The following is a 23,053-nucleotide window of genomic DNA, read 5'->3' on the forward strand; positions in this document are numbered from 1 at the left end:
GTGCACTATACCGACCGTGCTCGTGCTCAGCCGACGGTGAGAAACTCCCGGAACGAGAGCGGTCGGCGTCCGGTGATCTCCTCCACGTCACCCGAGACGTCGGCGAGAACTCCCGAGGCGATGGCCGTGTAGGTCGACACCCACGCGTCGTTCTGCCAGGCGGGTGCCGCCCACCGTGCCCTCGACTCGTAGGCCTCCGCCACCGTCTCGTCGTGGAACCGCACGTCGACTCCCCGGACATCGGACAGTGTGGCGGCCACCTCCGTCATCGACAGCGCCTCGGGCCCGGTCAGATCGTAGGTCCGGCCGAGGTGACGGGCCGGGTCGCTCAGCACCGCCGCAGCGGTGCGCGCTACGTCGACGCGGGCGACGAGCGCGGCACGCCCCTCCCCCGCCGGTCCGCGCAGAACACCGTCCTCCCCCACGAAGTGCTCCATGACGTCGAGGTAGAAGTTGTCCCGGAGGAACGTGAACCCGATACCCGTGGACCGGATGTGACTCTCCGTGGCGTGGTGATCTCGGGCCAGGGTGAAGACGGCGTCCGGCGCGGTGCCGACGAACGACGTGTAGACGATGTGGCGCACGCCGGCGGCGACGGCCGAGTCGACGAACGTCCTCTGCTGGTCGACACGATCGGCGCTCTCGGAGGCCGAGACCATGAACAGGACCTCGATCCCGGCGAGTGCCTGCACCGCGGCGGTCGCGTCCGAGTAGGAACACTGCGCGACGTCGGCACCCGGGTGTGACGGCGCGCGACCGGCGTTCCGCACCAGCAGACGCTGCGACGCGCCCGCGGCGGCGAGCGACGCGGCGACGGCGCCGCCGAGTGCGCCGGTCGATCCGGTGACCGCGACGGGAGTTCGGATGACGTTCACGGGCTTTCCTCTCGTGACACGATGGCCGCCGGACGATCACCGACCAGGAGACTTTTTCATGGCGACGTGGCAGATGCGCGCGGTGGCGCTGTACATGCGGGCGACGGCGAAGCGGACGATGGCGTCCGAGGCTCGTGCCGACCGCCGGATGCGGCGGCCGAAGGACTCTCCGACTCCGCCGGCGCGCATGGCGGGACGGCACGACATCGAGCGGTTCGAGGTCGCGGGACGGCCCGTCGACGTGGTGCGTCCGCGCGACCGACCCTGCGTCGGCGGCGTCCTGCATCTCCACGGCGGAGCGTTCGTCAGCGAGATCGCCGCTCAGCACTGGTCGCTCGTCGATCAGCTCACCGAGGCGGGGCTCGCTGTCGCGGTACCGCACTACGGTCTGGCTCCGGATCACACCGTGGACGACGCCTACCCCCTCCTGACGTCGGTCCACGAACGGATGGTCGCCGAGCACGGGATCGACCACACCGCGATCATGGGCGATTCCGCCGGCGGCACCCTCGCCCTCGGGCTCGCACAACGGCTCGCGGCAGCCGGCAGACCGGGGTCTCATCTCTGCCTGATCTCCCCGTGGCTCGATCTCGCGCTGACGAACCCGGCGATCCCCGATGTCGAGGCGCGCGACCCGTGGTTGTCGAGCGTCGGCCTGCGACATGTGGCGCGGACGTGGTCGAACGGTCGAGACCTCGACGATCCCGTGGTCAGTCCACTGCGCGGGCCCACGCGCGGACTACCGCCCGTTCACGTCCTGATCGGGGATCGAGATCTGTTCCTGCCCGACGTCCGGGCGTTCGTGGACGAGGCGCGCGCAGCGGGCGTCGACATCCGCAGCACCGAGTGTCCCGGGGCGATCCACGTCTACCCCCTGCTTCCCACACCCGAGGGGGCGAGCGCGCTACGCAGCATCGTCGACGCCCTGATACGCGATCTCACGACCGCGCCCTGACGTCGCTGCGTCAGGTGTCGCTCACCGCATCACGACGCGCGCGGAGACGCCGGAGACGAACGACGACGACCACGGCGAGCAACAACCACCCGGCGCCGATCACACTGCAGCCGACCACGACCATGGTGCGCAACGGATGATCCTGGTCGAGGCGTGCACCGACGAGCGCCCAGAACAGGCCCAGCACCGCGAACAAGGCCATCGCCTGCGCGACGGATCGCTTGAACGTCACTCGTCTCGTCACCAGCGTGGTGTACCCCGCACCGGGCGCGGACTACCCCCGAGGGGGTGCGAGTCTCGTCACGCGGGAACGACGACGGTGCCGCAGCGCGGAACAAAACATGACCATGCTCGGTTCTGAGTACAGTCATATAACCTCACAGAATCGAGCTCGTCATGACCACTCTCGCCGGATCCGTCGTCCTCGTCACCGGAGCCAACGGTGGCATCGGTACGCAGTTCGTCCACGATGCCCTCGCCCGCGGCGCCGCCAAGGTGTACGCCAGCGCCCGGACGCCGCGCGACTGGGACGACGACCGCATCGTTCCCGTCACCCTGGACGTGACCGACCCCGCGTCCGTCGAGGCCGCCGCCGCACAGGCCGCGGACGTCACGGTGCTGATCAACAACGCGGGCGCACTTCCGCCCGGCGCCAGCCTGCTCGACGTCGAGGTCGCCGACATCCGCGCCACCATGGAGGTGAACTTCTTCGGTCCCCTGCTCGTGGCGCGAGCTTTCGCGCCGGCACTGACAGCTCACGGCGCGGGCGTGCTGATCGACGTGCACTCGGTCGCCAGCTGGTACCACTTCGGTGGCGCGTACAGCGCGTCCAAGGCGGCCCTCTGGGCGGCCACCAATTCCCTGCGTCTCGAACTGGCGCCCCGAGGCGTGCTCGTCACCGGTGTGCACATGGGGTACGTCGACACCGCGATGGCGGCGGGCGCCGACGGGCCGAAGTTGACGACCGAGCAGCTCGTCGCGGCCGTTCTGGACGGAGTCGAGGCAGGTGAGACGGAGGTGCTCGCCGACGAGCTGACCGTCGGCACCAAGGCCGCACTGGCCGGACCACTCGACGCCCTGTACCCCGGATCCCGCCCCACCACAGTCTGATTCGACCGGCCGAAGAGAACTCAGGAGGCTCACGATGCGCGCACTCGTTCTCACCCGCTACAAGCACCCTCTCGTCGAACGGGATGTTCCGGAGCCGATCGTCGGTGATCACGACGTCCTGATCAGAGTGGAGGCGGCCGGTCTCAACGTGCTCGACGAGAAGATCCGTCTCGGCGAGTTCACGCAGATACTTCCGTACACCCTTCCCCGCACACTCGGTCACGACGTCGCCGGCACCGTTCTCGCAGTCGGCTCGGCGGTGCGGTCCTTCGCACCGGGGGACGAGGTCTGGTCGCGGCCACCGACCGATCACATCGGCACCTTCGCCGAGCGCATCGCCGTTCCCGAGTCCGACGTGGCACCGAAACCGGCCGGCATCAGCATGGCCGAGGCCGGGTCGCTGCCCCTCGTCGCGCTCACCGCGTGGCAGGCGTTGGTCGAGCGAGGCGGCCTGCAGGCAGGTCAGACGGTGCTGATCCATGCGGGGGCCGGTGGTGTGGGCACCATCGCCGTCCAGCTCGCGAAACATCTGGGAGCGACCGTGGTGACCACGGCCAGTGCCCGCAACGCCGACTTCCTGCGGGCACTGGGCGCCGACGTCGTGATCGACTACCACACCGACGATCTCGACACCCTGTCCGGCGTCGACCTCGTGCTCGACAGCGTCGGCGGTGAGACACTCGAGACCTCGCTCCGCGTGCTGAAGCGAGGTGGCAAGGCCATCGGGATCACCGGCCCGCCGGACCCCGCCTTCGCCTCCGACGCAGGCCTGAACATCGTCGTCCGCACGGCCATCGCGGTGATCAGCCGGAAGATTCGTCGACAGGCGGCGAAAGCCGATGTGTCGTACGAATTCCTGTTCATGCACGCGGACGGCGGTCAGCTACGGGAGATCGCCGCCCTGATCGAGAACGGGGCGCTCCGTCCCGTCGTCGGCCGCACCATCACCTTCGACGAGATCCCCGAGGCGCTGTCGACGATGTCCGCCGGCGGCAACCGCGGAAAGATCGTGGCCACCCTTCCCGTCACCTGACCGGCGGCGGCTCCCGGTAGCGTCGTCGCGATGAGCTGGATTCGCATGAACGACGTCACCGCCGGGTACGAGCAGAAAGTCGTTCTCCGCGAGGTGTTCTTCCGTCTCTCCGACGGAGACAGGGTGGGCCTCACCGGCCGTAACGGGTCGGGCAAGACCACGCTCCTGCAGCTGCTCCTGGGTCGCGTCGCGCCGGACTCCGGCACGGTGGACGTCACCGAGGGTGCTCGGATCGGCTACTTCTCCCAGTTCTCCGAGCTCGACGGCGATCGCAGCATCACCGCCGAACTCGAGTCGCTCTTCGGGGACATCAGGGCGGTGGAGACCGAACTGGCCGAGGTCGAGACGGCGCTCGGAGGCGACATCGACGAGAAGGAGATGTACCGCCTCGTCGACCGCCAGGCCGAGCTGCTCGAGCAGATGGAGGTCGGCGGTGGATGGACGTACCACCAGCAGATCGACACCGCCCTGTCGATGCTGGGTTTCGACGCCGAGCGTCGAGAACTGCCGGTGGACAAGCTGTCCGGTGGATGGCGCAACCGAGCCGCGCTGGCCCGCATCGTCCTGGAATCGCCCGACGTCCTCCTTCTGGACGAGCCGACCAACTTCCTCGACGTCGCCGGGATCACGTGGCTCGAGCGGTGGCTCCGTGACTTCCGCGGCGCACTGCTCCTCGTCTCCCACGATCGCCATTTTCTCGAGCAGGTGGTGACCACCATCGTCGAGATCGAGAACAACCGGTTGCACACATACGACGGGAGCTACTCGGAGTACGTGCAGCAGAAGCAGTTCCGACTGAAGAACCTCGAGAAGGAGTTCAGCACCGAGCAGCAACTCCTGGCCTACGAGCAGGACGCGATCACCGACCGGAAGGAAGCCGCGAAGAATCCGAGCGGCGTGCTGAAGCGGCGACTGGCGTCGATCAAGAAGAGCAAGACCCCTCGACCGGTCGATCAGATCATCACGTCGATCTACAGCGGACTGCACGTGCACGACGACCTCTGCGTCGTCGACGGCGTCACGAAGGGGCACGGCGGCGATCCACTGTTCGCGGATCTCTCCTTCGAGATCCATCGGGGCGACCGCATCGCGATCACCGGCCCCAACGGCTGCGGGAAGTCCACGCTCCTCGACGTGCTGACCGGGCTCGCACCCGCCGACTCCGGAACGGTGAAGTGGAAGGTCAAGGCGCCCGCGTTCATTCACTACAACACGGTGCTCGCGAACCTCGATCCGGACGACACCGTCACGCACGCGGTCAACGCGATGCCGGACAGTCTGGCACTGACCGCGACCCGGAAGGACGTGGCACGCTTCCTCGCTCTGCTGCAGTTCTCCGAGGCCGAACAGAAGCAGCGCATCGGAACGCTGTCCGGAGGTCAACAGGCACGCGTCGCGTTGGCCCAGTGTCTCCTGTTCGGAGCCGGCGTCATCGTGCTGGACGAGCCGACGAACCATCTCGACCTCCCGAGCGCGCACGTCCTCGAGCGAGCGCTGACGGCGTTCCCCGGGGCCGTCGTGGTGGTGAGCCACGACCGCTTCTTCATCGAGAAGGTGGCCTTCCGCCAACTCGCCTTCGACGGCCGGGGCGGAGTGCAGAAGATCGCCGGCGTGCAGATGTAGCCAGGGGTTCGCTCAGCGCGGCGGCACCCGGTGCAGAAGCAGCGTGGCCGCGTCGAGCACCTGATCACGGTCGCGGGTGAGTCGATACTCCACACACGGCTCCCCGTCCGCGGTGCACGGCACCGCGGTCAGCGCCGCGGCGAATTCCGGGTCCACCACCACGATCGAGTGTTCTCTCGCCAGCGGCTCGCTCTGTCCGATCACGACGATTCGATGGTGGCCGGCCAGCGATCGCGCGTCTCCCGCGGTGAACAGCACGGTCAGAGCACTTCGCTCGGACAGCTGATCGAGCAGCTGCCGCCGAGTCCCGATCATCGTCTCCGGCTCCGGGACCGTGACGAGCACCAACGATGTCGGCCCACACTCCAGGGCACGACGGAGCAGATCCGCCTCCAGGTCGGCCAGCGCGGCCGGGGTGGTCCGCACCGCGGACCCGCGGCCGTGAGTGAGCCCGAAGGGTGTCACGGCCACCGGGGCACGCACCGTCACAGCGGGGCCGGCCAGCCCTGGATGCGGTCGACGCGGCACGGCGTCGAAACGCGGTAGCGGGCCGGGTGCGCCGAAGTACCAGCCCTGCCCCCACGAGGCACCGAGCTCGAGGGCGCGGGCCTCGTGCGCAGCATTCTCGATTCCCTCGGCGACGACGACGGAGCCCGTTCGCGCGGTCTCCGCGGCCACCGCGGCGAGGAGCGCGATCGTCTCCGGCGTGGAAGGTTGCTGGACCAGGCGCATCTCCAGCTTGACGACGTCCGGTCGCAGCAACGCCAGCAGCGCGAGGCTCGACGAGTCCGCCCCCACGTCGTCGACGGCGATACGCCACCCCAGGTCTCGGGCGTGCGCGACCGCACGCAGTATTCCGGCCGGATCCGCCATCAGGTCACGCTCGGTGATCTCCACGACGATGGACTGGTCGGCGGCGTCCACGAGCGCACCGCGTGCAAAATCCGGCGGTGGGGCGTCCAGGGCGGCGGGTTCGGAGTTCACGAACAACGCCAGTTCACTCGGGAGTCCCGCTTCCGCTGCGCCACGCACTGCGGACACGCGGCAGAGCCAATCGAACTCGGCGGTCACACCCCGGCGCTCGGCCTCGGCGAACAAGTCCTCGGGTGAGCCGCCGGACGCCGGCCTGGTCAAAGCCTCGTAGCCGACGATCGAGCGATTCCTCAGATCGACGATGGGCTGATAGACGGTGTCGATCGGTCCGGGAAGAAGAGGGGGTGCGTCCACCACATGCCCTTTCCGATCCACAACTGCTCCGACGTCCCCACCCGGCCACACAGTGTGCCTCGAGTTCCGTTCGAGTCGGACATCGCGGCTCTGCGTGACCAATGGCCGACCCGCCCTAGGATCAATGCCCATGGTGAACCGGTCGACAGGTGCGATGAATGGCTGAGCAGGTGGCCGCACCCCGCATCGTCGCCGGTCGCTACCTCCTCGGACCTGTCCTGGGCCGCGGTGGCGTCTCGGACGTGTTCCGGGCGACCGATCGGACGCTGGGCCGGGCCGTGGCGGTGAAGTTGTTCCGCAGCGACGACCACACGCCGCACGACCGTCGACGCATCGACAGCGAGATGCGCACCCTCGCGTCGCTGACCCACCCCGGCCTGGTCACGCTCCACGACGCCGGCTCCGAGTCCGACGTCGTCGGCTACGACGGGCCCTACCTGGTGATGGAGTTCGTGGACGGCACCACGCTGTCCACGTTCCGCGCGGGCGGCACCCTGCCGCCCGAGGTGATCCGGCAGATAGGCCACCAGGTGGCGCAGGCACTGGCACACATCCACGCGTCGGGCATCGTCCACCGCGACGTCAAGCCTGCCAACATCCTGATCACCCGCGACGACGACGCGGGACTGCGAGCGAAGCTCACCGACTTCGGTATCGCGCGCATCGTCGACTCCGACCCGATGACCGAGCACGGCACCGCCGTCGGGACGGCGCACTACCTCAGCCCGGAGCAGGCGACCGGCGAGGCGACGGGGCCGGCCTCCGACGTCTACTCGCTGGGCCTTGTCCTGACCGAGTGCCTCACGGGACGAATGGTGTTCGAGGGCAGCGCGATCGCCGCCGCGATAGCCCGTCTGCATCGCGACCCGGTGATCCCCGTCGAACTCGGGCCTACGTGGGTGTCGCTGCTGACCGACATGACCTCCCGGACGCCGACGGCGCGCCCGACCGCCGCCGACGTGGCTCACCGGCTGCACACCCTCACCGAGGACACCGACACCGCGGTCCTCGCGACCCCGATGGCGACGCCGGCCGCCGTCGTGTCGGGCCGTCGATCCGCCGTGCCGTGGCTACTCGCCGCGCTGGGAATCTGCGCGGCGCTCGTCACGGTGCTCGCGATCCGCGGAGCGGGGTCGGACGGTGAACCGACGACGGAGCCGCCGCTGCCGAGCACGTCCGTGGTGGTCGAGACGACGTCGGAGCCGACGGCCACCCCTGTCCCGGTTCCCGAGACGGTCCCGGAGGTCGCGCCACCAGTCGTCGAGACGACGACGGTCGCTCCCGCACCCGTCGTTCCGCAACCCGCAGCACCCGGCAACGGCAACTCCGGGAACGGCAACTCTGGCAACGGCAATTCCGGGAACGGCAACTCGGGCAACGGCAATCCCGGGAACGGCAACGGTAACTCCGGGAACGGTAATGGCAATCGCTGACTGATCACCCTCGTTTGTGGCGTGACAGCTCGGGTAGGCCGCACCCATGACTGCAGACGACGCGACCACACCACTACCCGACTACGACCAGCTCACGGTGGGGACCATTCAGCACCGTTGCCGATCGCTCGATCAGGATCAGATGGAGCGGCTGATCGCTCACGAGCGCGATGCGGCGAACCGCCCTCAGGTGCTTCAGATTCTCACTGCTCGTCTCGGCGAACTGCGCGCCGGAGCCGAACCCTCCGGAGGGGACCCGTCCGCCGCTCCCGAGGTGTCGGACACCCCGCGGCAGTCGAACGTCGGTCCGGAGCACTCCCCCACCGACCACACGCCGCTCCGGCACGGCGTCGCGTACCAGACCCCGGCACGCGGCAAGCCCTGACGACGCTGGGTCCGCGCGGCGTTCACCGGTCGGTGTGCGCCCAGCGTCGTGCGCCGGCGAAGGTGCTCGCGAGGACGAGCACGACGACGATCGTCAGGGCGGACCACATGGTCACGGACGCGTCGAAGGAGAACAGCAGGCCTGCTCCCAGTGCGGCCGCCGTCGCGACCACCGCGCCGAGGGGAAGCGCCACTGCCACCGCCGTCGTCGTGCGCCGGACCAGAGGATCGGAGGTCAGCCTCAGCGTCAGGAACACGGCGAGCAGCGCGAGAACGTATGCCGCCGCGACGCTCCCCACGTAGAGGATGAGCAACCCGTCCACGGGGAACGCCACGGACGCGTCGGGCGGCAGACCGACGAAGGCGGACACGATCCACAGCAGCCCGGGCAGCAGACCGAGCAGGACACCGGTGAGTCCCGCGGCGACCACTCGTCCCACGTCGTCAGCGACGTCCGGTGCGGATCACGCGGGTTCTCGCATCACACCGAAGTGCCGCGCGGTTCCGGACACCCCGGGCAGCTCCTGCACCGGGGACCATGTGGCGAGACCGTCCGTGCTGTCGGAGTACAGGTACTTCCCGTCGATGTAGGCATCGAGGTAGATGCGCCACACGTCGTTCGGCAGCTGGACCAGAGCCGGACCCTCGACCATGGAACCCCACGCGCCGGGGGCGACGAAGCGGTAGGGCCCGAGCACGGTCGGCGCGACGGCATGCTCGACGAACTTCTTCGTCTCGTTCTTGGTGAACGCGTGGTACGTGGATCCGACCTTCACGATCGTCGTGTCGATGTGGTCGGCTCCGATCCCGTCGAGTGGCACCGGAATGCTCCACGAACTCAGAGAGTCGTCGAGTGCCGTCATCAGGTACGGCACGAAGCCGCCACCGGTCGACAACGACAGGACGACGTGCACCCTGTCGCCGTCGACGAACCATTCCGGAGCCCAGGCCTTGGTGACGAACGGCGACAGCGACGGGCCGTCGGCGAAGCCTGCCGACTCGGAGAAGAACGGGATGCGTGGGCCCTTGCCGTCTCCGGTGCCGGGCATGAACGCGCAACAGAACGGCACCGGCTGGGTACCGGTGAACGTCCAGTTCACCCGGTCCGGGCTGCGAGCGAAGCCGATGTTCGCACCGTCGGCCGTCGTGTAGGTGAGGCGGTACGACCCGTCGATGTGGCGAAAGATGCTGGGGTCCCGCATCAGTCCCGACGGCGGTCGGAACGCGGACGTACGCTCCGGCGTGAACGTGGTCCCGTCCGACGACCGATACACGTCGAGGTCACGGTCGCTGGCATTGCTGAACGCGACCATCGTGTAGGTCCATTCCGCTGGAGCGGCAGCACTGCTCGCCGGGGCGGCGACGAGCAGGCTCGCCACGGCGAGAAGCACCATCGGTAGGCCGGACAGTCGCCTGCGTCGGAGGGTCGTCACCGATGCAGTCTCCCAGTCCCATCTGTCTCATCCGCACCAGGATTCACATCGGTGCTGGATCGTTACGCAGGTCGTTCACAGGAAACGTCCAGCGTCCTCGCACCGCGGGTGCAGGAAGCATTCGTAACGTCCGACCCATGATGGTCTACAGAACTCCCACACCCGCCGGTTTCCCGCGAGGCGGCCGCACGGCCCTCGCCTCTGTTCTCGTGGCCGGCAGTCTGCTGCTCGGCGGCTGCAGCGCCGCCACCGAGAACGCGGCGACACCGGCCTCCGCCACCACGAGCCAGGAGGCCGCCGTGTCCACCGCCTCCGTCACCGACGGCGCGACCACCACCGCGGCCACGATCAGCGACAGCGCCACGGCCGCCGAGGCTTTCCTGGCGACGCTCACCGACGCGCAGCGCGAGCAGGTCACCTATGCCTACGACGACGAGACCAAGACGACGTCCTGGTCCAACTTCCCCGTCACCTTCATCGACCGCGCCGGCCTGAACCTCGCCGACCTCACCGACGAGCAGCGCGCCGCCGCCATGACCGTGCTCGAGTCGCTGCTCGGCGACGACGCCTACTCGACCGTCACCGGCATCATGGGCGGCGACGAGTACCTGCACGAGAACAGCACCTCCACCGAGGACTCACTCGGCCAGTACTACATCGCCTTCTTCGGCGACCCGTCCGCCACCAGCGCCTGGGAGATCCAGTTCGGCGGACACCACCTCGGCATCAACGCCACCCTCGACGGCGCCGCCGACGCCGTCACGTTCGCCCCCACCCACCTCGGCGTCCAACCCGCCGAGTACACCACTGCCGACGGCACCGACGTGCAGCCGTTCGACGGCATCTACACCGACGCCTTCGCCTTCTACGACAGCCTCACCGACGAGCAGAAGACCACCCTCTACCAGGGATCGGACGTCGCGGCCATGGTGTGCGCGCCCGGCAGCACCTGCGACTTCCCCACCGGCAGCGGACTTTCCGGCGCCGACCTCACCGACGAGCAGAAGCAACTGCTCCTGCAGGTCATCGCGAACTGGGCCGGCATGGCCGACGAGGAGACCACCGCCGACGCGCTCGCGACCATCGAGGCGACGCTCGACACGACCTACGTGAACTGGTCCGGCGCGACCACCTACGACATGAGCCAGGGCGACGGAATCCACTTCCAGATCAGCGGACCGGACGTCTACGTCGAGTTCGCAGCACAGCAGGGCTCGGCCGGGGCGGACGTCGCGGGCGTCACCACCTCGGGGTGGGGCCACGTCCACACCATCTACCGCGACCCGAGCAACGACTACGCGAACAGTGTCACGCAACAGGAGTCGACCGGAATGGGCGGCGGCGCGATGCCGGGTGGGGGCTTCTGACGATTCCACGGTTGCGCCGGGCGGTTCGCGGCGGGTAGTCAGGTGCAGATGAAGACCTACGAGCTACCCGGCACCGATCTCCGCGCGTCCAGCGTCGTGCTCGGCCTCATGCGCATCGAGACGCTGAGCGACGAGGAGATTCGAACACTCGTCGGCTCCGCGCGTGATGCGGGAGTGTCGGTCTTCGACCACGCGGACATCTACGGCAGCGATCGTCACGCCTGCGAGCGCAGGTTCGGCGACGCCGTGTCGTTCGCATCGGATCGGATCGAGACAACGTCATCGTCCAGAGCAAGGTGGGCATCCGAGAAGGGTTCTACGACTTCTCGTCCGACCACATCCTGACCACCGTCGACGAGTCTCTCGCCGCCTTGCGTACCGATCACCTCGACGTCCTGTTGCTGCACCGGCCGGACACCCTCGTGGAGCCGGCCGAAGTCGCGGCGGCCTTCGACACGCTGCACACGGCGGGCAAGGTGCGGCATTTCGGAGTCTCGAACCACACTCCCGGACAGATCGAGGTGCTGAAGACCGAGGTGCGACAGCCTCTGATCGTGAACCAGGTCCAGCTGAGCATCACGCATGCACCGCTCGTGGCGGCCGGTCTCGCGGCGAACATCGCCGGGCTCGAGCAGTCGGTCGACCGCGACAACGGTCTGCTCGATCACGCGCGACTGAACGGCGTCACTCTGCAGGCGTGGTCACCGTTCCAGAAGGGGACGTCGGACGGCGTGTTCCTCGGTGATCGCGAGAACTACCCCGAACTGGACGACGCGCTCCGCGAGCTCGCCTCCCAGTTCGGAACCACGCCCACCGCGATCGCCACCGCGTGGATCACCCGGCACCCGGCGAACATTCAAGTGGTGCTCGGAACCACCAACCCCGGCCGCGTGCGGGAAGCTGCCGCCGGTTCGGACGTGGTTCTGAGCCGGGAGCAGTGGTACCGCCTCTTCCGCGCTGCAGGGCACACGTTGCCGTGATGCCGGTGAACCATGCACTCCCGAACACCGGGATTCCCGCACCCGCAGGAGAGAATCGTCGTCGAACACCCCTCAGCAGCACATCGACGAGGAGCAGCGCATGCGCCCGCACGTCCACCTCAGCGGTCAGCTGATCTGTCGGGACGATGCCGAGTCGGCCGTCGTGTCGGAGTGTCTGCCCCGCCATGTCGAGCTGACCCGGGCCGAACCCGGGTGCGTGTCCTTCGACGTCCAGCAGAGCGACGACCCCCTCGTGTGGCAGGTGGACGAGTACTTCACCGACGACGCCGCCTTCGCACGACATCAGGAGCGAGTCTCGTCGAGTGAGTGGGGCAGACGGACGGCGGGCATTGAACGGCGGTACGTCGTGGAGCGCGAGCGCGACGTCGCCCCGACGACGAGGGGGCCGTTACGCACCGCAGGCATCTCTCTGGATTGTGCCGATCCGGAGGAACTCGTTCGGTTCTATCTGGCCCTCCTCGGTGGTCGTCGACTCTGGGGTGACGACCAGGCGTCCGGGATGCGCACCGATGAGGGGCTCGTCCTGGTGGCGCAGAAGGTCGAGGAGTACACACCTCCCGAGTGGCCCGGAACCGCCGTGGTGCATCTGGACATCGACGCGGGCAACGACCTGGCCGGTGCAGTCCGGTACGCAGAATCCTGTGGCGCGCGACAGTCCAAGTCACAGGTCGATTCTCGGTGGGCTGTTCTCCTCGATCCGGCCGGACATCCGTTCTGCATCACGACGATGGTGTGGTCCGACCGATGACGAGTCCGGCGCGGTGGCCCCAGCGCTCGATCGGGCGGTGGGATCCGGTGCAGCAGTCCGCGCTGTACGCGGTTCAGTGCACCGGATTCGCTCTGCGCGGCCGGCGTGCCGCGTTTCGTCGTCGATTGGCAGTGGCTGCTCACTCGTCGGTCGAGTCGAACAGTGCACGCACCACACCGTCGAGCGTCTGCGACGAGACGTCGGCCTCGCCGAAGGCGGCACTGGGCACCTTCTCCTCGCGGCGGCACCATCCGGTGCGCATTCCCGCGCGTCCTGCGCCCTGGAGATCCCAGGAGTGCACCGCCACCATCGCGCACCGGTCCGCGGTGACTCCGGCGCTCGACACCGCCAGCTCGTACGGCGCCGCTGCCGGCTTCCACGCGCGGACGTCGTCGATGCTGAGCACTCGTTCGACCCGATCGGACACACCCGCCCGGTCGAGGAACCCTGCTGTCGAGTCCGCGCTTCCGTTGGACAGGGTGAACACTCGCGCACCACTGGCGACAGCGGCGTCGAGTGCCGCGACGACGTCCGGGTGCGGTGTCGTCTCGGCGAACCCTCCGACGACGTGCTCGATGTCGGCGTCGGAGACGAACCCACGGGTGTACGCCCGCAGAGCGGACGATGCCACGACGGCGAACGGCTCGTACGCACCGGACAGGGTCAGCGCCATGCCGTCACGCGACAGGTGCGCGAACCATCCGTCGAACGACGACGACGGCGGCGCCACCGAGATGAACCTGTCGCGGACGATGCCGAGATCGGCGAGTGTGCCGACCACATCGAACACGACGACATCAGGACCAACGGGTTCTGCCATGCCACCGGCGTACCCGACGCGGGGAGACGCCAACCCCGGGCCCCATCCGTGTCGCCGAACTGTCACCCGCCCGCCGCCACCCGGGTGTGCGCGGTCATGAGGACGGTTCCCACAGTGGACTCGAGTCCCTCTCCCAGTGGTTCAGCACTGAGATCGGCGAGGATCTGTCTGCACAACAGCCGAACTGGAGTATTCGTCTCCTGCGACCGCCACCTGATCAGTGCGAAAGCCTGATCGTCCGTGATGTCGAGGACGACCATGACGATGCCCTTGCACTGATCGATGACCGCGCGTGACTCGAGCGCCGCTCGAAGACCGTCCACCTGACGTTGGGCGTCGTCGACTCGCCGGGCGATCGCGAGCAACGACTCCACCACGGTGACACAGATCGTCGACGTGTCCGCGTCCGCGTACTCGAACCCGTGATCGCTCCGGCTGTAGAGGTTGAGAGCCCCGTAGCGCTCATCGCCCACCGACACCGGTGTGGACAGGAAGCTCCGCATTCCCGTGTCCGCGTTCCGTGTCCAGAACTCGGGATACCTCTGCGCGGCAACCCCGCTCGTCACACGGACCGGCGTCCGGGTCGCCGCGGCCTCCAGGCACGGGCCCTCGTCGGCGTCGTACTGAGCACGGTCGACAGCTCGGACGCACCCGTCGGTGACCACGATCGTCACCGGTCTTCCCCGTCGAATGACTGTCACGCCTGCCGCGTCGGCTCCGGGTACGGCGTCGACGAGGTTGTCGCACATCTGCTCCAACGTCGCGTCCACGTCTCCGATGGATTCGAGGAACGAGGTCATCTTCCCGACCACCTCGGCGACGGAGGTCAGAGCCGCATCCGAGGGGCTCCGAGCCATGTGCCGTGCGTCGTCCTCACAGTGCTTCTCGAGCATGAGATCACCGAGTCCTTTCAGGGCTCGTCGGTTGCCGCGTCTCCGGTGTCCGATCGGGCCACGCCCACGGTGAAGGCATTCGCCAACTCGTCGAGCACTCGCTCCGCTCGCGCGGCGCGCCAGGTGTCACCGCATTCGAGCAATCTGTCGCGGTGCGATGCGAAGTGGGCGCTGAGCAACGGGATGAGGTCGACCGGGATGTACATCGATCCCCGTGACGGCCGGGCCTCGAACACCTGGTCCACCTCGACGCCGATGTCCCCGGTCATCACGCATCGCTCAGCGTCGCGGGCAGCCCGCCCCCCGTTCGACGACGCTCGGCGAGCAGTCGCTCGAGTGCCATCAATCTGAACACCTCTTCTGCGGGGGCGTTCTCTCGTACGGCAGCGCGTCGTCTCTGCATAATCGCCACCACGTCGTCGACGTCGGCCGTCCGGTCCATGTCGTCTGCTCTCGACACCATGGCGTTCTCCCTTTCCGACACCGGACGAGTCGTGGAACAGTCGGGCCGATGCCTGGTCTGCGGCCGTCGCCCGGCCGGGAACGAGCGCGCGGCTCAGAGCGTCGACCGCGCTGGGTCAGGTCGATACCCGTAGGGAGTTCCTGTAAACACCACGAACGTATCGACGTGACGTGGCGAGAGGACGGAAGGACGGTGTCGGTGCCCCCACCGGGACTCGAACCCGGAACACAAGGATTTTAAGTCCTCTGCCTCTGCCAATTGGGCTATAGGGGCCTGCTCGAGGCCAGCCTATCGTGGGCCGTTCAGGAGACGCCTGGTCCCGTCTCGACCGGTCGCGCGGGATCCGACGACCACGCGGACCAGGATCCCGGGAACAAGGCCGCATCGATACCGGCGAGTGCGAGCGCTGCGATCTCGTGCGCCGCGGTCACACCGGAACCGCAGTAGACGGCCACCTCGTCACCGGGTCGAATACCCATGCCCGCGAACCGATCGCGCAGTCCATCGGGTGCTACGAAGGTCCCGTCGACGGTCACGTTGTCCGACGTCGGCGCACTGAGAGCGCCCGGAATGTGGCCGGCACGGGGATCGACGGGCTCGACCTCGCCGAGGTACCGCTCCCCCGCACGTGCGTCCAGAAGACGGCCGGGGAATGTCGCGGCCTCGTCTGCCGTCACCGTCGGCAGATGGCCCTCGGACAGCGTCACGTCCCCAGCCCGCGGCGCGGTCTCCTCGCCCGACCGCGTGGGTAGTTCGGCCGCCTGCCACGCGCCGAGTCCACCGTCGAGCATGCGCACAGTCTCGACGCCCGCCCAGCGCAGCAGCCACCACGCCCGAGCCGCAGCCATGTTGCCGGTGGCGTCATAGACGACGACGGACGAATCGGTGTGTATGCCCCATCGCCGCGCATACATCTGCAGATCGTCGAGTTGGGGCAAGGGGTGCCGCCCTTCGGTGGGCTCCCCGTGGCCGGCGAGTTCCGAGCCCAGGTCGACGAAGACGGCGCCGGGGATGTGCGCGTCGAGGTAGTGCTGGTGGTTGTCGGGATCACCCAGTGCCCACCTGACGTCGAGCAGCACGGGCGGACGCGGCGACGTCAGCGCTGCGGACAACTCCGACACGGTCACCAGGATCTCCGACATGGCGATCAGAGTACGACTCGGTGTGCCGCGCGCACCGCTCGGTCAGGCAGGGATCACGGGCGGCTCGAAGGTGAACGTCGTCCCGAGCAGCCAGACGAGCAGCAGCACCACCGGGAAGTGGAAGAGGAACTGCAGGAACGTGAATCCGATGAGATCGCGCGCCCGCAGACCCAGGACGGCGAGCAACGGCAGCATGAAGAACGGGTTGATCAGGTTGGGTAGCGCCTCGGCCACGTTGTAGATCTGCACGGTCCAGCCGAGGTTCATCTGCACGTCGGTGGCGGACTGCATGACGTACGGCGCCTCGACCAACCACTTGCCTCCGCCCGACGGGACGAAGAGTCCCAGGATCACGGTGTAGACAGCGATGACCACAGCGAAGGCTCCGCCACCGCCGACCTCGGTGAAGAACGTGGCCAGGTGCTCGGACACCGTGACTCCGCCCCGCCCTTCGGATGTGGTCAGAATCGCGGCCATCGCGGCGTACAGCGGGAACTGCACCAGGATCCCCGCTGTGGCGGGTACGGCCTTGGCGACGGCATCGAGGAACCGTCGCGGTGTGCCGTGCAGCACGAGTCCCAGCATCAGGAACACCAGCAGGTAGCCGTTGAGGCTGCTCACCACCGACAGCACGGGCTTCGAGAGCAGTTGCGACACCAGCCATCCCAGCGTCATCGCCCCGGCGAGGATCGGGAGGATTCGGCTGTACTCGAGCCACTCGCCCGGACGGGTGCGCGTCGGCGGCTCGGCGATGGTGTCGTCGAGATTCACGTCCATGGCCTCGGCGGTCTTGATCGCCGCACCGGTGGGAGCGGAGAGGTGCGCGATGATCACCGTCAGCACGATGATGATCACGCACATGACCAGTGACTGCCACGTGAAGATGGTGGTGCCGAAGTCCAGGACTCCGGTGATGCGGAGCAGGGCCGGCGGGAGCGAGCTCGCGGTGGCCTGGAGCTGCGCCGCGGACGACGACATGCCCAGTGCCCACACCGCGCCCAGGCCCATGAACGCCGCGGCGCCGAGCGCGCGGTAGTCCACGCTCAGATCGCGTCGCCGGGCGATGGCACGAGCGAGCAGTCCACCGAAGACGAGGCTGAGACCCCAGTTCAGAAACGACACCGAGCACGACATGAGCGCGACGAAGCTGACCGCCGTGCGTGGATTGTTCGGCAGCGCGGCCAGTCTCGTGATCAGCCGCGCCACGGGTGGCGACGTGGCCACGACGTACCCGGTGAGCACGACCATGGCCATCTGCAGAGTGAACGCCGTCAGGTCCCAGAATCCGTTGCCGAACGCGTCGACCACGTTCTGCGGCGACGATCCGTTCGCGAACGCGGCGATCGCCACCACGAGCACGCCGACCAGCGCGAAGATGTAGGCGTCGGGGAACCACTTCTCGGTGCCGCGGGCCAGTGCCTGGGCTGTTCGCGCCAGACCTTTCTCCGCGGGTGCGTCGGTGTCGCGGACTGCCATGGTGACCTCCTGGTCGTCGAGCGATCGGTGTGTCGGGGACCACAACGGCCTCGATCGACCCTTCCCGTGCGTCCGCCCGAAGGCAAGAGGCATCACTGCACCCTCGATCTGCGGCGATGCAGGACTGCAGGTGGCACACTGCGTCCATGGCGACAGAGGGCGACGTCCGACGTATCGCACTCGCGCTGCGCGAGGTGACGGAGAAGCCGTCGTACGGCACTCCCGGCTTCCGCGTGAAGGACCGACTGTTCGCACGGGTCCACGAGATGCCCGACGTTCTGCTGCTCCGCAGACCGAGCGTCGAGGACCGCGAGGCCCTCATCAGCTCGAACCCGGCCGCGTTCTTCACCACCGATCACTACGAGGGTCACGCGTCGGTGCTCGTGCGACTGCCCGAGGTGGACGTCGACGAGCTTCGTGAACTGATCGAGGAAGCGTGGGAGTGCCGCGCTCCGGTGACCGTCAGGAAGCTCGGGCCGAGACCGGAGTGATCATCGCCCGGCGACGCTGAGAGCGATCCCGTCGAGGATGTCGTGCTCGCTCACGACCAGGCTGTCGATTCCGGTTTCGGCACCGATGTGCTCGGCGAGTGTGGCCGCGACGAGGGATCCTCCGCCGATGACGTCGACGCGACCGGGATGCATCGGGCCGAGCACGGCACGGTCCGCCCTCGTCATGCCGAGCAGACGATCACAGACATCGCGCAGATCGGTGAACGGGATGCGCGACAAGTGGATCGCGTCCGGATCGTAGGCGGGAAGATTCTGTGCCACGGCCGAGAGGGTGGTCATGGTCCCGGCAACCCCGACCCAGGTGCGGGCATCCTTCACGGGTACCGCGTCGAACGCCGGCTGGAGGCGCTCGGAGGTGAAGGTCTGCCCTGCCCTGCGCTCGGCCTCGGTGGGTGGATCGGTGCGCAGGCACCGCTCGGTGAGCCGAACACATCCGATGTCGGCGGAGAAGGCGGCGCGCACGCCGTCGGCATCTCCGAGCACCAGCTCGGTGGAGCCGCCGCCGAGATCGACCACGAGGAACGGCCCCTCGTCCGGATCCAGATCGCCGACCGCCCCGGCGAAGGACAGACGAGCCTCCTCGTCGCCCGAGATGACCTCGGCCACTGCACCGTCCGCGACGGAGGCGAGGGTCCGGCGCGTCATGTCGAAGAACAGATCACGATTGTCGGCGTCGCGCGTGGCCGACGTCGCGACCATGCGCACCGCGTCGACACCGCCCAGCTCGGTGATGATGTCGACGTACTCGAGCAGCGCTGCCTCGGTGCGGTCGATCGCCTCGGGTGCGAACGACCCGGTCGCGTCGACACCCTGCCCCAGCCGGACCACACGCATCTCACGCGCGAGGTCGCGGAGACCGTCGTCGTCCACGTCGGCCACGAGCAGACGGATGGAGTTGGTTCCGCAGTCGATCGCAGCGACCCTCATGCTCGGAGCTCCTCGATGGTGGGCCAGTCCGCGGGCAGGGCCGTGCCGCGCAGGGGCCCCTCGGCGGCCAGCGCCACCGACTCGTCGCCCAGCGGATTGGCACCCGGCCCCTTGGCCAGCGAGTGCGCCATCAACACATGCAGACACTTGACCCGGTCCGGCATCCCGCCGCCGGTGAAATCGGTTCCGAGCGACTCGATCTCGTTGCGCTCGGCCAGATACGCCTCGTGGGCACGCAGGTAGGCCGCCGCGAGCTCCTCGTCCTGCTGCAGCCGCTCGGTCATCTCGCGCATGACACCGGCGGATTCCTGGCGGCTCGCCTCTGCCGTCAGACGCGGATCCGTGAGGTAGAAGAGGGTGGGGAACGGCGTTCCGTCGGGCAGCTTCGGCGCCGTCCTGACGACGGCGGGACGGCCGTCCGGGGTGCGGTAGGCGATCTCGAGCACGCCGCGCGGCTCTCGTCCGAGCTGGGCGGACACGGCGTCGAGGTCTTCGCGCGACACGTCGCTCACTGGGTCTGACTCATTTCCGGATCGGGTGGATCGGCGTGCGCCGAGGCGTCACCGTGGGGTGGTCGCCGTGGACCACAGGTCGCTGTACCAGGGTCCGGGCGGCGGCGGCGGCGGATCGTTCTCGATGTCCGATCGTGCACGCGCGCCGGGCAACTGGACTTGATAGGGGGTCTCGCCGGGCATGACGTAACCGAGGCGCTCGCGTGCCTGTGCGGTGATGTAGGCCGGATCGTCGGTCTGGTCCTTGCGGATCTGGAGCTCGGCAACGCGCTGTTCGAGCGCCACTCGCTCGGCGGCCACCTGGGCGGCGTCCCCGCGCTGGGAGATGTACGTCCGCAACGGAACTGCGAGAGTCAGGGCGAGAGCGCAGATCACCACGGCGAGAACGACGGCCTTGCCCGTCGACAGGCCGAGGAACGTGCGCTCCTTCTTCTCGCCGCCGCGGCGGCGTCCGCGCCGACCGACCAGTGCGGCACCCTCGGTGACGACGTCGTTGACCGCGCCGGCGACGGTCCGGGGCTGGGAGGCCCCGGACCCGTCGCGGCGCGTGGATCGACCGGGACGCGCGTCACGGCGCGGCGAACGGCCACCCGGCCGTGCCGCACTGCGTCGAGAGTCCCGGTCCGCCATCGGTGAGCTCAGCTGTCCTTCGAGGTGAAGTCGAGCCGCGGGAACGCCAACTCGCCCGAGTAGCGCGCGGCGTCGCCGAGTGCCTCCTCGATGCGCAGCAGCTGGTTGTACTTGGCGACGCGCTCGCTGCGAGCCGGGGCACCGGTCTTGATCTGTCCGCTGCCCACGGCGACGGCGAGATCGGCGATGGTGGTGTCCTCGGTCTCGCCGCTGCGGTGGCTCATCATCGTGCGGTAGCCACTGCGGTGCGCGAGATCGACGGCGTCGAGGGTTTCGGTCAGCGTGCCGATCTGGTTGACCTTCACCAGGAGAGCGTTGGCGGCTCCCTTGACGATGCCCTCCTCGAGGCGCTCCGGGTTGGTGACGAACAGATCGTCGCCGACGATCTGGACCCGGTCACCGATGCTGTCGGTGAGGGCGACCCAGCCGTCCCAGTCGTTCTCGTCGAGCGGATCCTCGATGGAGACGAGCGGGTACTGGTTCAGCAGGTCCGCGTAGAACGCCGACATCTCCTCCGCGGTGCGGGTGTTGCCCTCGAAGGCGTATCCCTTTCCGGCGGTGAAGAACTCGGTGGCGGCGACATCGAGCGCGAGAGCGATGTCGGAGCCCAGCGTGAGGCCGGTCTTGCCGACGGCCTCCGAGATGAGGTCGAGTGCGGCCTTGGTGCCCGCGAGGTCGGGGGCGAAACCGCCCTCGTCGCCGAGCCCGGTCGACAGGCCCTTGGCCTTGAGGACCGACTTCAGTGCGTGGTAGACCTCGGCGCCCCAGCGCAGGGCCTCCTTGAAGGTCGGCGCACCGATGGGGGCGATCATGAATTCCTGCACGTCGACGCCGCTGTCGGCGTGGGCGCCACCGTTGATGATGTTCATCATCGGCACCGGCAGGATGTGGGCGTTGGGTCCACCCAGGTATCGGAAGAGCTCCAGTCCGGCGGACTCCGCGGCACCCTTGGCCACGGCGAGCGAGACACCGAGCAGGGCGTTCGCGCCGAGGCGCGACTTGTCGGCGGTGCCGTCGAGGTCGAGCAGTGCCTGGTCGACCGTGCGCTGCTCGATGGCGTCGAGGCCGATGACGGCCGGCGCGATCTCGTCGAGCACGGCGTTGACGGCCTTCTCGACACCCTTGCCGCCGTAGCGATCGCCGCCGTCGCGGAGCTCGACGGCCTCGTGCTCACCGGTGGAGGCGCCCGAGGGCACCGCTGCACGGGTCAGCGTGCCGTCGTCGAGCGCGACCTCGACCTCGACCGTGGGGTTGCCACGTGAGTCGAGGATCTCGCGAGCTCCGACCTGTTCGATGATGGCCACGAATGAACTCCTAGTCAGGCGTTGAACACACAGCTTCGGGCGCGAACCGGTCACCCGTGGTCGGGCGCGGCTCGAAGACAGACTAGCCGCCGCAGCCGCCACGCTCGATATTCGACGCGCAGGCGGGCAGGCCGGAGGCCGGTCGGTGATCAGGCGGGCAGGCCGGAGGCCGGTCGGTGATCAGGCGGGCAGGCCGGAGGCCGGTCGGTAGTCAGGCGGGCAGGCCGGAGGAGGTCGACGTCAGGACGGCCGGGCACCGACGGAGTAGGCGGAGGCCGCGTCGCGGACGTCCCTCAGGTAGACCCCCGACAGGTTGTAGGCCATGAGGGCGGCCTGCCATCCCTCCGCTGTGGTGAGGTCTCCCCCACGGGCGCAGAGGTAGCGGCCCGCGGTGAGCGCGGCGTCGTCGAGGTTGTCGGGGTCGGCGCGGCCGTCCCCGTTCGCGTCCACGCCCCACTTGCGCCAGGTCTCGGGGATGAACTGCATCGGTCCCATGGCGCGGTCGAAGACGGTGTCGCCGTCCAGTTCTCCGCCGTCGGTGTCGGCGATCTCCGCGTTGCCGGCGGTGCCGTCGAGGGGCACTCCGCGGATGGGCGGGGTCGCGGTGCCGTCGGGACCGACGGACGATCCACCGAAGGTGCCGTGACGACTCTCGATACGGCCGATCCCGGCGAGAGTGGTCCAAGCCAGACCGCACCCTGGTGACGAGCGGGCCATGACCGCGGCCGCGTGGCCGTAGGCCTCGAGCGCGGTGCGGCCGATTCCGGTGGGGTCGACCAGCGGTTCCGCCCAGCCGGCGAGCAGGTCGGCCGAGCGACCGGGCGCGTCCACGTCGATCGGCGGCAGGGGCGCTCCGGGCCCCGGCGGGATTCCCTCCGGGATCTCCACCGCGGGTCTGCCCGGATCCAGATCGAGGGCGCCGCAGCCGGAGACGACGGCGGCCGTGGCGAGCGCAGCCGCGACGACGCGGAGGCGCCGAGAGCGCGGTGGGAGCATGCCTCCATCATTCCGAGTCAAAGTAATAGAAGGGTAAAGGTCTTCAAAAGTCCTGGTCGGCGGCTGTTTCGCACCCCGAAGCCGGTGTATGTTCACCTTTCGTATGAGGGTCGCCTTGCCTAAGACGCCCCACTCCACTCGAGCCCGGGAGATCCCGCCGTGTCCACAGTCGCCGTCGTCGCGTCCGCG

General features: G+C 68.5%; 26 protein-coding genes and 1 tRNA gene. 10 read left to right on the forward strand and 17 right to left on the reverse strand.

Translation table 11 applies throughout. The features are described 5' to 3' along the window. Positions 1 to 26 precede the first annotated feature (26 nt). Positions 27 to 875 (reverse strand): SDR family oxidoreductase, encoded by an 849-nt coding sequence (locus QE397_RS13300; protein ID WP_307095250.1) that lies wholly within the window; start codon positions 873 to 875, stop codon positions 27 to 29. Positions 876 to 933: 58 nt separating this feature from the next. Here QE397_RS13300 and QE397_RS13305 point away from each other — a divergent pair, with 58 nt between their 5' ends. Continuing rightward, on the forward strand, positions 934 to 1,830 hold the full coding sequence (locus QE397_RS13305) for an alpha/beta hydrolase fold domain-containing protein (protein ID WP_307095252.1): 897 nt from the start codon (positions 934 to 936) through the stop codon (positions 1,828 to 1,830). Between the two features lie 10 nt (positions 1,831 to 1,840). Here the strand turns inward: QE397_RS13305 and QE397_RS13310 are convergent, their stop codons facing one another. Continuing rightward, entirely contained in the window at positions 1,841 to 2,074 is a 234-nt protein-coding gene (locus QE397_RS13310) for a hypothetical protein (RefSeq protein WP_155956902.1), read from the reverse strand. Between the two features lie 152 nt (positions 2,075 to 2,226). Here QE397_RS13310 and QE397_RS13315 point away from each other — a divergent pair, with 152 nt between their 5' ends. The 3 genes from QE397_RS13315 to QE397_RS13325 are packed head-to-tail and all read left to right on the forward strand — an operon-like array spanning position 2,227 to position 5,596. Then, positions 2,227 to 2,940, forward strand: a complete 714-nt coding sequence (locus QE397_RS13315; protein WP_307095256.1) for an SDR family oxidoreductase — start codon at positions 2,227 to 2,229, stop codon at positions 2,938 to 2,940. A gap of 34 nt (positions 2,941 to 2,974) precedes the next feature. Continuing rightward, on the forward strand, positions 2,975 to 3,973 hold the full coding sequence (locus tag QE397_RS13320; protein WP_027504047.1) for an NADP-dependent oxidoreductase: 999 nt from the start codon (positions 2,975 to 2,977) through the stop codon (positions 3,971 to 3,973). A gap of 30 nt (positions 3,974 to 4,003) precedes the next feature. Continuing rightward, a complete protein-coding gene (locus QE397_RS13325) occupies positions 4,004 to 5,596 on the forward strand; it encodes an ABC-F family ATP-binding cassette domain-containing protein (protein WP_027504048.1) in 1,593 nt (530 codons plus the stop codon). Positions 5,597 to 5,608: 12 nt separating this feature from the next. On the opposite strand, the gene QE397_RS13330 is transcribed toward QE397_RS13325, so the two are convergent. Then, a complete protein-coding gene (locus QE397_RS13330) occupies positions 5,609 to 6,823 on the reverse strand; it encodes an EAL domain-containing protein (RefSeq protein ID WP_307095258.1) in 1,215 nt (404 codons plus the stop codon). Positions 6,824 to 6,981: 158 nt separating this feature from the next. On the opposite strand from QE397_RS13330, the gene QE397_RS13335 reads away from it, so the two are divergent. Continuing rightward, positions 6,982 to 8,256: a serine/threonine-protein kinase gene (locus QE397_RS13335; protein ID WP_307095260.1), complete on the forward strand. Its 1,275-nt coding sequence runs from the start codon at positions 6,982 to 6,984 to the stop codon at positions 8,254 to 8,256. Positions 8,257 to 8,302: 46 nt separating this feature from the next. Then, complete coding sequence (locus QE397_RS13340) at positions 8,303 to 8,641, forward strand: hypothetical protein (protein WP_027504050.1); 339 nt, start codon at positions 8,303 to 8,305, stop codon at positions 8,639 to 8,641. A 22-nt stretch (positions 8,642 to 8,663) separates the two neighbouring features. Here the strand turns inward: QE397_RS13340 and QE397_RS13345 are convergent, their stop codons facing one another. Both QE397_RS13345 and QE397_RS13350 read right to left on the reverse strand, forming a co-directional pair. Continuing rightward, positions 8,664 to 9,080 carry a hypothetical protein gene (locus QE397_RS13345; RefSeq protein ID WP_027504051.1) on the reverse strand — a complete coding sequence of 139 codons (417 nt, stop codon included), beginning with the start codon at positions 9,078 to 9,080 and terminating at the stop codon, positions 8,664 to 8,666. Between the two features lie 24 nt (positions 9,081 to 9,104). Continuing rightward, on the reverse strand, positions 9,105 to 10,034 hold the full coding sequence (locus QE397_RS13350) for a glycoside hydrolase family 43 protein (protein ID WP_056447128.1): 930 nt from the start codon (positions 10,032 to 10,034) through the stop codon (positions 9,105 to 9,107). A 176-nt stretch (positions 10,035 to 10,210) separates the two neighbouring features. Here QE397_RS13350 and QE397_RS13355 point away from each other — a divergent pair, with 176 nt between their 5' ends. The 3 genes from QE397_RS13355 to QE397_RS13365 all read left to right on the forward strand — a co-directional run bounded on the left by QE397_RS13355 (position 10,211) and on the right by QE397_RS13365 (position 13,189). Continuing rightward, entirely contained in the window at positions 10,211 to 11,440 is a 1,230-nt protein-coding gene (locus tag QE397_RS13355; RefSeq protein WP_373425233.1) for a DUF3500 domain-containing protein, read from the forward strand. Between the two features lie 296 nt (positions 11,441 to 11,736). Continuing rightward, complete coding sequence (locus QE397_RS13360) at positions 11,737 to 12,420, forward strand: aldo/keto reductase family oxidoreductase (protein ID WP_307095262.1); 684 nt, start codon at positions 11,737 to 11,739, stop codon at positions 12,418 to 12,420. Between the two features lie 100 nt (positions 12,421 to 12,520). Next, a complete protein-coding gene (locus tag QE397_RS13365; RefSeq protein ID WP_307095264.1) occupies positions 12,521 to 13,189 on the forward strand; it encodes a VOC family protein in 669 nt (222 codons plus the stop codon). Positions 13,190 to 13,328: 139 nt separating this feature from the next. On the opposite strand, the gene QE397_RS13370 is transcribed toward QE397_RS13365, so the two are convergent. The 7 genes from QE397_RS13370 to QE397_RS13400 form a co-directional block, all read right to left on the reverse strand. Beyond that, entirely contained in the window at positions 13,329 to 14,009 is a 681-nt protein-coding gene (locus tag QE397_RS13370; RefSeq protein ID WP_307095266.1) for a haloacid dehalogenase type II, read from the reverse strand. Positions 14,010 to 14,071: 62 nt separating this feature from the next. Beyond that, positions 14,072 to 14,902 carry a GAF and ANTAR domain-containing protein gene (locus tag QE397_RS13375; RefSeq protein WP_307095268.1) on the reverse strand — a complete coding sequence of 277 codons (831 nt, stop codon included), beginning with the start codon at positions 14,900 to 14,902 and terminating at the stop codon, positions 14,072 to 14,074. A 17-nt stretch (positions 14,903 to 14,919) separates the two neighbouring features. Then, positions 14,920 to 15,171, reverse strand: coding sequence for a hypothetical protein (locus QE397_RS13380; RefSeq protein ID WP_222627592.1), 252 nt, complete (start codon positions 15,169 to 15,171; stop codon positions 14,920 to 14,922). Further along, positions 15,171 to 15,365, reverse strand: a complete 195-nt coding sequence (locus tag QE397_RS13385; protein ID WP_307095271.1) for a hypothetical protein — start codon at positions 15,363 to 15,365, stop codon at positions 15,171 to 15,173. Before QE397_RS13385 ends, QE397_RS13380 begins: the two co-directional genes overlap by 1 nt. A 199-nt stretch (positions 15,366 to 15,564) precedes the next feature. Further along, a tRNA-Leu gene (locus QE397_RS13390) sits at positions 15,565 to 15,638 on the reverse strand. 29 nt (positions 15,639 to 15,667) lie between these two features. Further along, a complete protein-coding gene (locus tag QE397_RS13395) occupies positions 15,668 to 16,507 on the reverse strand; it encodes a sulfurtransferase (protein WP_307095273.1) in 840 nt (279 codons plus the stop codon). A gap of 42 nt (positions 16,508 to 16,549) precedes the next feature. Beyond that, the gene (locus QE397_RS13400) at positions 16,550 to 17,983 is read right to left on the reverse strand and encodes a short-chain fatty acid transporter (protein WP_056447560.1); all 1,434 of its coding nucleotides are present in this window, start codon (positions 17,981 to 17,983) and stop codon (positions 16,550 to 16,552) included. A 146-nt stretch (positions 17,984 to 18,129) separates the two neighbouring features. On the opposite strand from QE397_RS13400, the gene QE397_RS13405 reads away from it, so the two are divergent. Further along, entirely contained in the window at positions 18,130 to 18,474 is a 345-nt protein-coding gene (locus QE397_RS13405; protein WP_307095276.1) for an MmcQ/YjbR family DNA-binding protein, read from the forward strand. Here QE397_RS13405 and QE397_RS13410 read toward each other — a convergent pair whose 3' ends face one another. The 5 genes from QE397_RS13410 to QE397_RS13430 all read right to left on the reverse strand — a co-directional run bounded on the left by QE397_RS13410 (position 18,475) and on the right by QE397_RS13430 (position 22,864). Further along, on the reverse strand, positions 18,475 to 19,422 hold the full coding sequence (locus tag QE397_RS13410; protein ID WP_307095278.1) for a Ppx/GppA phosphatase family protein: 948 nt from the start codon (positions 19,420 to 19,422) through the stop codon (positions 18,475 to 18,477). It abuts the gene before it with no gap. Further along, the gene (locus tag QE397_RS13415) at positions 19,419 to 19,934 is read right to left on the reverse strand and encodes a DUF501 domain-containing protein (protein WP_027504060.1); all 516 of its coding nucleotides are present in this window, start codon (positions 19,932 to 19,934) and stop codon (positions 19,419 to 19,421) included. Before QE397_RS13415 ends, QE397_RS13410 begins: the two co-directional genes overlap by 4 nt. A gap of 48 nt (positions 19,935 to 19,982) precedes the next feature. Then, a complete protein-coding gene (locus QE397_RS13420; RefSeq protein WP_204866522.1) occupies positions 19,983 to 20,564 on the reverse strand; it encodes a septum formation initiator family protein in 582 nt (193 codons plus the stop codon). An 8-nt stretch (positions 20,565 to 20,572) separates the two neighbouring features. Beyond that, positions 20,573 to 21,868, reverse strand: coding sequence for a phosphopyruvate hydratase (eno, locus tag QE397_RS13425; RefSeq protein WP_307095282.1), 1,296 nt, complete (start codon positions 21,866 to 21,868; stop codon positions 20,573 to 20,575). Between the two features lie 240 nt (positions 21,869 to 22,108). Beyond that, positions 22,109 to 22,864 (reverse strand): lytic transglycosylase domain-containing protein, encoded by a 756-nt coding sequence (locus QE397_RS13430; RefSeq protein WP_027504062.1) that lies wholly within the window; start codon positions 22,862 to 22,864, stop codon positions 22,109 to 22,111. Positions 22,865 to 23,053: the final 189 nt, after the last annotated feature.

The sequence above is a fragment of the Rhodococcus sp. SORGH_AS_0301 genome (assembly GCF_030818285.1).
Lineage (GTDB): Bacteria > Actinomycetota > Actinomycetes > Mycobacteriales > Mycobacteriaceae > Rhodococcoides.